This is a genomic window from Diaphorobacter sp. JS3050 (assembly GCF_013154915.1).
GTDB classification, from domain to species: domain Bacteria; phylum Pseudomonadota; class Gammaproteobacteria; order Burkholderiales; family Burkholderiaceae_C; genus Diaphorobacter; species Diaphorobacter nitroreducens.
In genome coordinates, this window is record NZ_CP053553.1 from 319,354 (window position 1) to 331,842 (window position 12,489).

At 64.9% G+C, this 12,489-nt stretch carries 14 protein-coding genes; 11 read left to right on the plus strand and 3 right to left on the minus strand.

All coding sequences use genetic code 11. The annotated features are described in order from the left end of the window. Positions 1-15: 15 nt before the first annotated feature. The 3 genes from lipA to HND92_RS01525 are packed head-to-tail and all read right to left on the minus strand — an operon-like array spanning position 16 to position 2,014. Positions 16-996, minus strand: a complete 981-nt coding sequence (gene lipA, locus HND92_RS01515) for a lipoyl synthase (protein WP_011803762.1) — start codon at positions 994-996, stop codon at positions 16-18. A 17-nt stretch (positions 997-1,013) separates the two neighbouring features. Next, on the minus strand, positions 1,014-1,706 hold the full coding sequence (gene lipB, locus HND92_RS01520; protein WP_172205494.1) for a lipoyl(octanoyl) transferase LipB: 693 nt from the start codon (positions 1,704-1,706) through the stop codon (positions 1,014-1,016). Between the two features lie 11 nt (positions 1,707-1,717). Then, entirely contained in the window at positions 1,718-2,014 is a 297-nt protein-coding gene (locus HND92_RS01525; RefSeq protein WP_088887827.1) for a YbeD family protein, read from the minus strand. A 240-nt stretch (positions 2,015-2,254) separates the two neighbouring features. Here HND92_RS01525 and HND92_RS01530 point away from each other — a divergent pair, with 240 nt between their 5' ends. The 11 genes from HND92_RS01530 to HND92_RS01580 all read left to right on the plus strand — a co-directional run bounded on the left by HND92_RS01530 (position 2,255) and on the right by HND92_RS01580 (position 12,328). Next, positions 2,255-2,743 carry an ATP synthase subunit I gene (locus tag HND92_RS01530; protein WP_172205504.1) on the plus strand — a complete coding sequence of 163 codons (489 nt, stop codon included), beginning with the start codon at positions 2,255-2,257 and terminating at the stop codon, positions 2,741-2,743. 22 nt (positions 2,744-2,765) lie between these two features. Beyond that, the gene (atpB, locus tag HND92_RS01535) at positions 2,766-3,629 is read left to right on the plus strand and encodes a F0F1 ATP synthase subunit A (protein WP_012655375.1); all 864 of its coding nucleotides are present in this window, start codon (positions 2,766-2,768) and stop codon (positions 3,627-3,629) included. A gap of 51 nt (positions 3,630-3,680) precedes the next feature. Next, positions 3,681-3,929 carry a F0F1 ATP synthase subunit C gene (gene atpE, locus HND92_RS01540; protein WP_011803767.1) on the plus strand — a complete coding sequence of 83 codons (249 nt, stop codon included), beginning with the start codon at positions 3,681-3,683 and terminating at the stop codon, positions 3,927-3,929. Between the two features lie 35 nt (positions 3,930-3,964). Continuing rightward, complete coding sequence (locus HND92_RS01545; RefSeq protein ID WP_172205506.1) at positions 3,965-4,435, plus strand: F0F1 ATP synthase subunit B; 471 nt, start codon at positions 3,965-3,967, stop codon at positions 4,433-4,435. Between the two features lie 11 nt (positions 4,436-4,446). Next, positions 4,447-4,989: a F0F1 ATP synthase subunit delta gene (locus HND92_RS01550; RefSeq protein ID WP_011803769.1), complete on the plus strand. Its 543-nt coding sequence runs from the start codon at positions 4,447-4,449 to the stop codon at positions 4,987-4,989. A gap of 46 nt (positions 4,990-5,035) precedes the next feature. Beyond that, the gene (gene atpA, locus HND92_RS01555) at positions 5,036-6,595 is read left to right on the plus strand and encodes a F0F1 ATP synthase subunit alpha (RefSeq protein WP_172205508.1); all 1,560 of its coding nucleotides are present in this window, start codon (positions 5,036-5,038) and stop codon (positions 6,593-6,595) included. An 18-nt stretch (positions 6,596-6,613) separates the two neighbouring features. After that, positions 6,614-7,480 (plus strand): F0F1 ATP synthase subunit gamma, encoded by an 867-nt coding sequence (gene atpG, locus HND92_RS01560; RefSeq protein ID WP_172205510.1) that lies wholly within the window; start codon positions 6,614-6,616, stop codon positions 7,478-7,480. 42 nt (positions 7,481-7,522) lie between these two features. Further along, positions 7,523-8,929 (plus strand): F0F1 ATP synthase subunit beta, encoded by a 1,407-nt coding sequence (gene atpD, locus HND92_RS01565; protein ID WP_047349360.1) that lies wholly within the window; start codon positions 7,523-7,525, stop codon positions 8,927-8,929. Positions 8,930-9,004: 75 nt separating this feature from the next. Beyond that, positions 9,005-9,421 (plus strand): F0F1 ATP synthase subunit epsilon, encoded by a 417-nt coding sequence (locus HND92_RS01570; protein WP_172205513.1) that lies wholly within the window; start codon positions 9,005-9,007, stop codon positions 9,419-9,421. 127 nt (positions 9,422-9,548) lie between these two features. Continuing rightward, the gene (locus HND92_RS01575) at positions 9,549-10,649 is read left to right on the plus strand and encodes a ligase-associated DNA damage response exonuclease (RefSeq protein WP_172205515.1); all 1,101 of its coding nucleotides are present in this window, start codon (positions 9,549-9,551) and stop codon (positions 10,647-10,649) included. Further along, positions 10,649-12,328 carry an ATP-dependent DNA ligase gene (locus HND92_RS01580; protein ID WP_172205517.1) on the plus strand — a complete coding sequence of 560 codons (1,680 nt, stop codon included), beginning with the start codon at positions 10,649-10,651 and terminating at the stop codon, positions 12,326-12,328. Before HND92_RS01575 ends, HND92_RS01580 begins: the two co-directional genes overlap by 1 nt. The last annotated feature ends 161 nt before the right edge of the window (positions 12,329-12,489 follow it).

The window sequence follows — 12,489 nt, forward strand, 5'->3', positions numbered from 1 at the left end:
GACTTGTATTCCGAGTCAAACGCCAGCGGCGTGCGCCTGCTGGTCGGCGTGGTAGCTGGAGCGCACCATGGCACCCACTGCGGCGTGGCTGAAGCCCATCTTGTAGGCTTCTTCCTCGAACATCTTGAAGGTGTCGGGGTGCACGTAGCGGCGCACCGGCAGGTGGCTGTTGCTGGGGGCGAGGTACTGGCCGATGGTCAGCATCTCGATGCCATGGGCGCGCATGTCGCGCATGACTTCCAGAATTTCCTCGTCCGTCTCGCCCAGGCCTACCATCAGGCCGCTCTTGGTGGGTACGCCGGGGTGCAGTTGCTTGAACTTCTTGAGCAGGTTGAGGCTGAACTGGTAGTCAGAGCCGGGGCGCGCTTCCTTGTACAGGCGCGGCACGGTTTCCAGGTTGTGGTTCATCACGTCCGGGGGCGCGGCCTTGAGGATTTCGAGCGCACGGTCGTCGCGGCCGCGGAAGTCGGGCGTGAGGATCTCGATCTGCGTGCTGGGCGAGAGTTCGCGGGTACGCTGGATGCACTCCACGAAGTGGCCCGAGCCGCCGTCGCGCAGATCGTCGCGGTCCACGCTGGTGATGACCACGTACTTCAGGCGCAGCGCGGCAATCGTCTTGGCGAGGTTCAGCGGCTCGTCTTTGTCCAGCGGGTCGGGGCGGCCGTGGCCCACGTCGCAGAACGGGCAGCGGCGCGTGCACTTGTCGCCCATGATCATGAACGTGGCCGTGCCCCTGCCAAAGCATTCGCCGATGTTGGGGCAACTGGCTTCCTCGCACACCGTGTGCAGCTTGTGCTCGCGCAGGATGTTCTTGATCTCGTAAAAGCGCGTGGTGGGACTGCCTGCCTTCACGCGAATCCACTCGGGCTTCTTGAGCACCTCGCCCTGCTCGACCTTGATCGGGATGCGCGACAGCTTGGCCGCGGCCTTCTGCTTGGCCAGCGGGTTGTAGGCTTCGGTGGACTGCGCTTCGCGCACGACGTCGGGAGTGCTCATGGCTGCTGAGGGAGAGGTCAGGGCGCGAGGCGGCGTGCGAGCTGTTGGCCCAGCATGGCCGCGGCATCGTCCCAGGGGATGTGGACGCCGATTGTAGAAAGGTCCACCGTTTGCAAACCTGCGTAACCGCAAGGGTTGATGCGGGAGAAGGGTTCCAGGTCCATGGCGACGTTCAGCGCCACACCGTGGTAGGTGCAGTGGCGCGCGACCTTGATGCCCAGCGCGGCGATCTTGCCCAAGCCGGTGAAGTCCGGCTGGGGTGGGCCGTCGGCGTGGGTACGTTTTTGCGGGCGCTGCGGCAGCATGCTGTGGCCGTGCGGATCGTCCAGGCGCACGTAGATGCCGGGCGCGCCGGCCACGCGGTGGCCCGTCACGCCGTAGTGGCCCAGCGTGCGGATCACGGCTTCCTCTATGCGGTACACGTATTCCTTGACGTAGTAGCCCGCACGGCGCAGATCGATGAGCGGATAGGCTACGACCTGGCCGGGGCCATGGTGCGTCACCTGCCCGCCGCGGTTGGTGGCAACGACGGGGATGCCGCCGGGCGAGAGGACGTGGTCGCTCTTGCCGGCCAGGCCCTGTGTGTACACCGCGGGGTGCTCACAAATCCACAGCTCGTCGGGCGTCTCGTCAGTGCGCTCCTCCGTGAAGCGCTGCATGGCGGCCACCGTGGCCGGGTAGTCCACCCGGCCCAGCATGCGCAACTCCATGGTGCGGACGTTCAGAGCACGACCTTGACCATCGGGTGCGAGGTCAGAGCCCGGTACAGATCATCGAGCTGCTCCCGGCTGGTGGCAGTCACGGTGATGGTCACGCCCAGATAGTTGCCCGCGCGGCTGTCGCGCAACTCGATGGTGGAAGCGTCGAAGTCGGGGTCGAAGCGGCGCGCAACCTCGGTGACGGCATGCACGAACCCGTTCACGTTTGCTCCCATGACCTTGATGGGAAAGCGGGACGGATATTCGATCAACGAGTCCTTGCGAGGATCGGCGGAAGAGGGCTGGTTGGGCGTCGTCATTAGGCTCTTTCAAGGCCGGAGGGGCCGAAGGGAAGGGGATGCCCCAAGCGGGTGGCAATGGTATACCCGCGGTTCGCTGTGGCTTTAGGCGGGCCCCGTGGCCGCGCTGCACCACAATGGGCGTTGGCGCGTTGCCACAATGGTGCGGCTATGTGCAGTGATCCACCCGCGCTCCGTTACCGATTGTGGATCGGCCGGGGTTTTTACTTATAATCAAGGGTTTTGTGAAAGTTTTGGTCTGTGGCGCAGGCGTCTTCCAACGATAAAAAAATCGCCTCCGAGACTGAATCTGAGGTTGAGGATTCCGACTTCAAGCCCCTGACTGCACAAGAGGCGCGGGAGTGGCGGTCACGCCATCCGGCGCTGTCGGTCTGGCGCATTGTCTGGGGCCAGGCGGCGGTGGGGGCGGCAGTGGCCCTGCTGGCATGGTGGCTGACGGGCAGGCTGCCGGTGGCATGGTCCGCCGGGTATGGGGCTCTGTCCGTCGTGGTGCCGGCGGCGCTGTTTGCCCGTGGCATGGCGCGCACGCGCTCCACGGCTGGTGCTGCGATGGTCGGGCTTCTGGGTTGGGAGTTGGTCAAGATTGCATTGACCGTCGCCATGTTGGCGGCGGCGCCCCGGGTAGTGCCGGGGCTCAGTTGGCTGGCGTTGCTGGTCGGCATGGTGGTAACGATGAAAACGTACTGGATCGCGCTGCTGGCGCGGCCTGGTGTCCGACGAACCGATTGATATTTGAGAGAAGAGTTGTCCGATGGCCGCAGATGCGCACGCCCCGACTGCAAGTGAATACATCGTTCACCACCTGCAGCATCTCCAGAACATCAAGCAGAAGTCCATCATCGACTTCTCGGTTGTCAACCTCGATTCCGTTGCCGTCAGCGTGATCTTGGGTGTTTTGGGTCTGTTCGTCATGTGGCTCGCTGCCCGCACGGCCACTTCCGGCGTGCCAGGCCGCTTCCAGGCGGCTGTCGAGATGCTGGTCGAGATGGTGGACAACCAGGCCAAGGCCAACATCCACAACGCGCAAAGCCGTAAGTTCATTGCACCTCTGGCGCTCACCGTGTTCGTCTGGATTTTCCTGATGAACGCCATGGACCTGCTGCCGGTGGACCTGCTGCCCGTGCTCTGGCAGGGCGCCACAGGTGACTCGCATGCCTACCTGCGCGTCGTTCCCACCGCCGATCTGTCCACCACCCTGGGTCTGTCCAGCGCCGTGCTGATCCTGTGCTTCGTGTACAGCATCAAGATCAAGGGAATGGGCGGCTGGGCGCATGAACTGGTGACCGCGCCCTTCGGTACCAGCAAGAACCCCGTTTTCGCCCTGATCCTGGGCGTGGTCAATCTGCTCATGCAGATCATTGAATACGTTGCCAAGACCGTGTCGCATGGCATGCGACTGTTCGGCAACATGTACGCTGGTGAGTTGGTGTTCATGCTGATTGCCCTGATGGGTGGCGCAGCGGCTATGTCGCTCTCTGGTGTGTTGCTCCCCGTGGGGCACATCATTGCGGGCTCTATCTGGGCGATCTTCCACATCCTGATCATCACCCTGCAGGCCTTCATTTTCATGATGCTGACGCTGATTTATCTCGGCCAGGCGCATGAAGCTCACTGATCCTTTCGTTTCCTTTCTCAACCTTCCTTTCTTTTCATCCTAGGAGTCATCATGGAAAACATTCTCGGTCTCGTCGCTCTGGCTTGTGGTCTGATCGTGGGCCTCGGCGCTATCGGCGCTTCGATCGGTATTGCCCTGATGGGTGGCAAGTTCCTGGAATCCTCCGCACGCCAGCCTGAGCTGATCAACGAACTGCAAACCAAGATGTTCATCTTGGCAGGTCTGATCGACGCCGCCTTCCTGATCGGCGTGGCCATCGCTCTGCTGTTCGCTTTCGCCAACCCCTTCGTTCTGGCCTAAGCCTCCGTCAACGCCCTAGAAAGAAAGGTGTTGCCGTGAGTATCAACGCGACCCTGTTCGTTCAGGCCATTGTTTTCCTGATCCTGGTGCTGTTCACGATGAAGTTCGTGTGGCCCCCGATTGCGAAGGCGCTGGATGAGCGAGCCCAGAAAATCGCCGATGGTCTCGCAGCTGCCGATCGTGCCAAGACCGAGCTTGCTGCTGCCGACCAGCGTGTGAAGCAGGAACTGGCTGCCGCCAGCAACGAAGCCGCGACACGCTTGGTCGACGCTGAGCGCCGCGCACAGGCCATCATCGAAGAGGCCAAGGCGCGCGCCAACGACGAAGGCAACAAGATCGTCGCTGCTGCCCGTGCCGAGGCCGAGCAGCAAGCGATCCAGGCACGTGAAGCCCTGCGCGAGCAGGTGGCGGCCCTGGCCGTCAAGGGGGCTGAGCAGATTCTCCGCAAGGAAGTCAATGCCGGCGTTCATGCCGATCTGCTGAACCGTCTGAAGACCGAGCTGTAAGGGAGCATTCAATGGCTGAACTCGCCACCATTGCCCGCCCTTACGCCGAGGCGCTGTACAAGGCCTGCACCGACCAAGCCGGTGTGGACCTGAATGGCGCCACAGCCTGGGTGGACGAGCTGGCGGCGATTGCCGCCAATCCCCAATTGCGCCAACTGGCGGACAACCCCAAGGTGACGGGCGAGCAGGTGTTCGACGTCATCGTGGGCGTGGCCCGCTCGGCATTGCCTGACCTGGCCAAGAACTTCCTGCGTACCGTGATCGACAACGGGCGCGTGCAGGCGCTGCCTGAAATCGCGGCCCAGTTCCGTACGCTGGTCAATCGCAGCCACGGCACTTCGGATGCCGTGGTGTACAGCGCCTTCCCGCTGGATGCGGGGGCTCTGACCGATGTGGGTGCCACGCTTGAAAAGCGCTTCGGTCGCAAGCTCAATCTCTCCGTGCAGTTGGATGAGACCCTGATCGGCGGCGTGCGCGTGGTGGTGGGCGACGAGGTGCTCGACACTTCCGTCAAAGCCCGTCTGGAACAAATGAAAGCTGCCCTCACCGCCTGATGGGCGTGAGGTCTCGGCTATACCCCCAAGAAAGAAGGAAAGAGTCATGCAACTCAATCCCGCAGAAATTTCTGAACTGATCAAGAGCCGCATCGAAGGTCTGGCAGCCAGCAGCGACATCCGCAACCAGGGCACCGTGGTGTCCGTGACCGACGGTATCGTGCGCGTCCACGGCCTGTCGGACGTGATGCAGGGCGAAATGCTCGAATTCCCTGCTGCGGCAGACGGTCAGCCCTCCTTTGGCCTGGCCCTGAACCTCGAGCGCGACTCCGTCGGCGCCGTGATTCTGGGCGAGTACGAACACATTTCTGAAGGCGATACCGTGAAGTGCACGGGCCGCATTCTGGAAGTGCCGGTGGGCCCGGAACTGATCGGCCGCGTGGTGAACGCTCTCGGCCAGCCGATCGACGGCAAGGGTCCGATCAACGCCAAGATGACGGACGTGATCGAGAAGGTCGCTCCCGGCGTGATCGCGCGCCAGTCCGTGGACCAGCCGCTGCAAACCGGCCTGAAGTCCATCGACTCCATGGTGCCAATCGGCCGTGGCCAGCGTGAGCTGATCATCGGCGACCGCCAGACCGGCAAGACGGCAGTGGCCATCGACGCCATCATCAACCAGAAGGGCCAGGGCGTGACGTGTATCTACGTCGCCATTGGCCAGAAGGCATCGTCGATCAAGAACGTGGTGCGCGCTCTGGAACAGGCCGGCGCCATGGAATACACCATCGTCGTGGCGGCTTCGGCTTCCGAGTCCGCCGCCATGCAGTACGTGTCGGCCTACTCCGGCTGCACGATGGGCGAGTACTTCCGCGACCGTGGCGAGGACGCGCTGATCGTGTACGACGATCTGTCCAAGCAAGCTGTGGCCTACCGCCAGGTTTCGCTGCTGCTGCGCCGCCCGCCAGGCCGCGAAGCCTTCCCCGGCGACGTGTTCTATCTCCACAGCCGCCTGCTGGAGCGTGCAGCCCGTGTGAATGCCGACTATGTGGAAGCCTTCACCAAGGGCGAGGTCAAGGGCAAGACGGGTTCGCTGACCGCACTGCCCGTGATCGAAACCCAGGCCGGCGACGTGTCTGCCTTCGTTCCAACCAACGTGATCTCGATCACCGACGGTCAGATCTTCCTGGAAACCAGCCTGTTCAACGCTGGTATCCGCCCCGCCATCAACGCCGGTATCTCGGTGTCGCGCGTGGGTGGTGCCGCCCAGACCAAGCTGATCAAGGGCCTGTCCGGCGGTATCCGTACCGACCTGGCCCAGTACCGTGAACTCGCGGCGTTCGCGCAGTTCGCCTCCGACCTGGACGAAGCCACGCGCAAGCAGCTGGATCGCGGCGCCCGCGTGACGGAACTGCTCAAGCAGCCCCAGTACAGCCCGCTGAGCACGGCCCTGATGGGCGCGACGCTCTTCACGGTGAACAAGGGCTTCCTGGACGACGTGGACGTGAAGAAGGTGCTGGCCTTCGAAGCCGGCCTGCACCAGTACCTGAAGACGAGCCACGGTGCGCTGCTGGACCGCCTGCAGCAGAACCGCGCGTTCGACAAGGAAGGCAAGGACGAGGCCGAACTGACGCAAGTCATCACGGCGTTCAAGAAGTCGTTCGTTTAAATCGGACGAGGAACCATCATGGCAGCAGGTAAGGAAATACGCGGCAAGATCAAATCGGTGGAAAACACCAAGAAGATCACCAAGGCCATGGAAATGGTGGCCGCGTCCAAGATGCGCAAGGCGCAAGACCGCATGCGTGCCGCCCGACCCCCTGCCGAGAAGGTGCGCAACATTGCCGCCCACCTCGGCGAGGCCAACCCTGAGTACGTGCACCCTTTCATGAAGGCGAACGATGCGAAGGCGGCTGGCATCATTGTCGTGACGACCGACAAGGGCCTGTGCGGAGGCATGAACACCAACGTGCTGCGCGCCGTCACCACCAAGCTGCGCGAACTGCAGTCTACGGGTGTCGATGTGCAGTCGGTGGCTATTGGCAACAAGGGGTTGGGCTTCCTCAACCGCGTGGGGGCCAAGGTCGTGGCGCATGCCACCGGGCTGGGCGATACGCCGCACCTGGACAAGCTGATCGGACCGGTGAAGGTGCTGCTGGATGCTTACGCGGAAGGCAAGATCAACGCGGTGTACCTCAGCTACACCAAGTTCATCAACACCATGAAGCAGGAATCGGTGGTGGAGCAGTTGCTGCCCCTGTCGTCCGAGCAGATGCAGGCCCAGAAGACCGGCCATGGTTGGGATTACATCTACGAGCCTGACGCGCAGAGCGTGATCGACGAACTGCTGGTGCGCTATGTCGAGTCGCTGATCTACCAGGCAGTGGCAGAGAACATGGCCTCGGAGCAGTCCGCGCGCATGGTGGCCATGAAGGCCGCCACCGACAACGCCGGTAACGTCATCAACGAGCTCAAGCTGGTCTACAACAAGACGCGCCAAGCGGCGATCACGAAAGAACTTTCGGAGATCGTTGCAGGTGCCGCGGCAGTCTGATGCCGCCTTCGGGTCTCGGTTTAAATTTTTGGAGCAAATCAAATGGCTCAAGTGCAAGGCAAGATTGTTCAATGTATCGGCGCCGTGGTGGACGTGGAGTTCCCGCGCGACCAGCTGCCCAAGGTGTATGACGCCCTGAAGCTCGAGGGCTCGCCCCTGACGCTGGAAGTGCAGCAGCAGCTGGGCGACGGCGTGGTGCGTACCATTGCGCTCGGTTCTTCGGACGGCCTCAAGCGTGGCCTGATGGTCACGAACACCGGCAACCCCATCACCGTGCCCGTGGGCAAGGCCACGCTGGGCCGCATCATGGACGTGCTGGGCAACCCCATCGACGAGCGCGGCCCCGTGGACCAGAGCCTGACGGCTTCCATCCACCGCAAGGCCCCCGCTTATGACGAGCTCAGCCCTTCGCAGGAACTGCTCGAGACCGGCATCAAGGTGATCGACCTGGTGTGCCCGTTCGCCAAGGGCGGCAAGGTGGGCCTGTTCGGTGGTGCCGGTGTGGGCAAGACCGTGAACATGATGGAGCTCATCAACAACATCGCCAAGGCGCACTCGGGTCTGTCCGTGTTCGCTGGCGTGGGTGAGCGTACCCGTGAGGGCAACGACTTCTACCACGAGATGGCCGACTCCGGCGTCGTGAATCTGGAGAACCTGGGCGAGTCCAAGGTGGCAATGGTCTACGGCCAGATGAACGAGCCCCCGGGCAACCGTCTGCGCGTGGCCCTGACCGGCCTGACCATCGCCGAGTCCTTCCGCGACGAAGGCCGCGACGTGCTGTTCTTCGTGGACAACATCTACCGTTACACGCTGGCTGGTACCGAAGTGTCCGCCCTGCTGGGCCGGATGCCTTCCGCCGTGGGCTACCAGCCGACGCTGGCCGAGGAAATGGGCCGTCTGCAAGAGCGTATTACCTCGACCAAGGTCGGGTCCATCACGTCCATTCAGGCCGTGTACGTGCCTGCCGACGACTTGACCGACCCGTCGCCCGCCACCACCTTCGCCCACCTGGACTCCACCGTGGTGCTGTCGCGTGACATCGCCGCTCTGGGTATCTACCCTGCCGTGGACCCGCTGGACTCCACCAGCCGCCAGCTGGACCCGCAGGTCGTGGGTGAAGAGCACTACCAAGTGGCCCGCCAAGTGCAGGGTACCCTGCAGCGCTACAAGGAACTGCGCGACATCATCGCCATTCTGGGTATGGACGAGCTGGCCCCCGAGGACAAGCTGGTCGTGGCCCGTGCCCGCAAGATCCAGCGTTTCCTGTCGCAGCCGTTCCACGTGGCCGAGGTGTTCACGGGCTCGCCTGGCAAGTACGTGCCGCTGTCCGAGACCATCCGCGGCTTCAAGATGATCGTGGCTGGCGAATGCGACCACCTGCCCGAGCAGGCCTTCTACATGGTTGGCACCATCGACGAAGCCTTCGAAAAGGCGAAGAAGGTGGCCTGATGGTCCGAAGGCCGGCCCCGCGTCCGGCCCTCGTGAGCCCCACAGGCTTGCCATTCCCTTTTTCTAGGAGCAAAGATGAACACCATCCATGTTGATGTGGTCAGTGCCGAAGAGTCCATCTTCTCCGGCGAGGCGCGCTTCGTCGCGCTGCCCGGCGAAGCGGGCGAATTGGGCATCTATCCGCGCCACACGCCACTCATCACCCGCATCAAGCCGGGTTCGGTGCGCATCGAATTGCCTGACGGCAATGAAGAGTTCGTTTTCGTGGCCGGTGGCATTCTGGAAGTGCAGCCCGACTGCGTGACCGTGCTGTCCGACACCGCCATCCGTGGCCGTGACCTGGACGACCAGAAGGCGCAGGAAGCCAAGGCTGCGGCCGAGGAAGCCCTGAAGAACGCCAAGAGCGAGATCGATCTGGCGCGCGCCCAGGCCGAGCTGGCCGTGATGGCAGCGCAGATTGCCGCGCTGCGCAAGTTCCGCCAGAAGCGCTGATCGACTGGTCGCCTTCCATCGCAAAAGCCGCCTTCGGGCGGCTTTTGTCGTTAGGGGGGCCGCTATGGCGCTCGTCCATCGGCGCCGTCCGACGCCAGCCAGGCCCAACGCGGCGCTAGCATGGGCCATGGTCAACCCTTTGGCAGAGACTGCGGCAGGCGACCTGGTGGTAGCGCGCCCCGAAGGGCTGTATTGTCCACCGGGTGGCTTTTATATCGACCCCTGGCGGCCGGTGGACCGGGCCGTCATCACCCATGGCCATGGCGACCACGCGCGGCGCGGGCACGGACACTACCTGGCGCACGAGCACAGCGCGGGTATCCTGCGCGGTCGGCTGGGGGCGGACATCGCCTTGCAGACGCTGGCTTACGGCGAACCCCTGCACCACAACGGCGTGCGCATCTCACTGCACCCTGCGGGCCATGTGCTGGGCTCGGCCCAGGTGCGGCTGGAGCACGGCGGTCGCGTGTGGGTGGCCTCGGGTGATTACAAGCTGGAGGCCGACGGCACCTGCGCGCCGTTCGAGCCCGTGCGCTGTGACACGTTCATCACCGAATCCACCTTCGGCCTGCCCATCTACCGTTGGCCCGCCCAGGCCGTTCTGCAAGCCCAGATCAACGACTGGTGGCGTTCCAACGCGGCCATGCGCCGCCCTTCGGTGCTGTTTTGCTATGCGTTCGGCAAGGCGCAGCGCATCCTGCATGGCGTAGATGCCAGCATTGGTCCGCTGCTCATGCATGGCGCGGTGGAGCCCCTCAATGCCGCTTACCGCGCCGCCGGCGTGCGCCTGCCGCCCACGCAGGGGGCCACCGACGCGTCACTGGATGCGGCGACACGCGAGACCGCGCTGGTGCTGGCGCCGCCCTCGGCCCAAGGCAGTCCGTGGATGCGCCGCTTCCCACGCCACGCCGATGCCTTTGCCAGCGGCTGGATGCAGCTGCGCGGCACGCGTCGCCGCCGCGGGGTGGATCGTGGTTTCGTGCTCTCCGATCACGCAGACTGGCCGGGGCTGCAGCAGGCGATTGCCGCCACGGGGGCCGAGCGCGTGTTCGTCACCCATGGCAGCGTGGCCGTCATGGTGCGCTGGCTGCGCGAGCAAGGGCTGGATGCCCAGGCTTTCGCCACCGAATACGGCGACGAGGACGAGGCAGCGCCGACCGACGCGCCAACTGCAGCGCCCACTGCACCGGAAGGCGACGCAGGCGACGCGACCGGAGGCACCTCCTGATGCAGGCCTTCGCCGCGCTCTACCAGGCGCTGGATGCCAGCACGTCCAGCCTCGCCAAGCAGGCCGCGCTGCGCGACTATCTGCGGGGTGCGCCACCCGAGGATGCCGCCTGGGCCGTCTACTTCCTCGCGGGTGGCAAACCACGCCAACTCGTGCCCACCAAGCTGCTGCGCGCGGTGGCGCGCGAAGCGGCGGGGTTGCCGGAATGGCTGTTCGACGAAAGCTACGAGGCTGTGGGCGATCTGGCCGAGACCATCGCACTGCTGTTGCCCCCGCCCACGCAGGCGCACGCCCTGGGGCTGGCCGCATGGATGCGCGAACACCTCTTGCCGCTGCGCGGCCTGGCGCCCGACACCCAGGCTGAACGACTGGGTGCGCAATGGGCGCGGCTGGCGCCCGAGGAGCGGCTGGTGTACTTCAAGCTCATCACGGGGGCCTTCCGCGTGGGCGTGGCGCGCTTGCAGGTCACGCAGGCGCTCGCGGCCGTGAGCGGCGTGGACGCCAAGCGCATCGCCCAGCGCCTCATGGGCTACACCCACGTGGGCGCGCAGCCCGGGGCGGCCGACTACCAGCGCCTCGTGGCGCCCCAGGGAGATGGTGCGGGCGCGCAGGCTGTGGAAGCCCAGGGCCATCCCTATCCCTTCTTTCTGGCGCACCCGCTGCAGCTGCCGGTGGCGCAGTTTGAGGGCGCGCTCGGCCCGCCGGCGGACTGGATCGTGGAATGGAAGTGGGACGGCATCCGCGCCCAGCTCGTGCGGCGCGGGGGCACCACTTGGCTGTGGTCGCGCGGGGAGGAGTTGGTGACCGATCGCTTCCCCGAACTGCAGGCGCTGGGTGACGAAGCCCTGCCCGACGGCACGGTGCTCGACGGCGAGATCGTCGTCTGGCAGCCCGCGCGAGCGGATGCGCCGGCGCAGCCGCGCCCGTTTGCCGACCTGCAAAAGCGCATCGGCCGCAAGTCGCTGGGCGCCAAGCTGCTGCGCGAGGTGCCCGTGGTGCTGCTGGCCTACGACCTGCTGGAGGAACACGGCCAGGACCTGCGCGGCCTGCCGCTGCAGGCGCGGCGCGCGCGGCTGGACGCGCTGCTGGCGCGCGTCGACCACCCGGCGCTGGTGCCCAGCCCGGTGCTGCCGGGACAGAGCTGGGCCGAACTGGCCCGCCTGCGGGACAGCGCGCGTGCCCTGGGCGTGGAGGGCATGATGCTCAAAGGGCGCACGGCGCACTATGGTGTGGGCCGCACCCGGGACGTGGGCATCTGGTGGAAGTGGAAGATCGACCCGATGAGCGTGGACGCCGTGCTCATCTATGCGCAGCGCGGCCACGGGCGCCGCGCCAGCCTGTACAGCGACTACACGTTCGCCGTGTGGAGTGCGCCGCAGGGAACCGAGGGGCGCACTCTGGTGCCGTTTGCCAAGGCGTATTCGGGCCTCACCGATGCCGAGATGGCGCGGGTGGACGCCATCATCCGCAAAACCACGGTGGAGAGCTTCGGCCCGGTGCGCAGCGTGCGGCCCACGCTGGTGTTCGAGCTGGGCTTTGAGGGCATAGCGCGCAGCGCGCGGCACAAGAGCGGCATCGCCGTGCGCTTCCCGCGCATGCTGCGCTGGCGTGAAGACAAGCCGGTGGACGAGGCTGATTCGCTGGATACGCTGGCAGCGCTGTTGACTGCTACGCCATGATCTGGCGCTATGAATACAAGAGCTGCTGGCGCTGGATGGACGGGCGCTGCGGGCCGTTTCCCCTTGAAATGCCATGGCCTGTGCGGCGGCAATCCCTTGGCCGCGCGGTGCAACGGGGGGTGCCGTGACCGCCCCGCGCTTCCCCCCTCGCAACCGGCTGG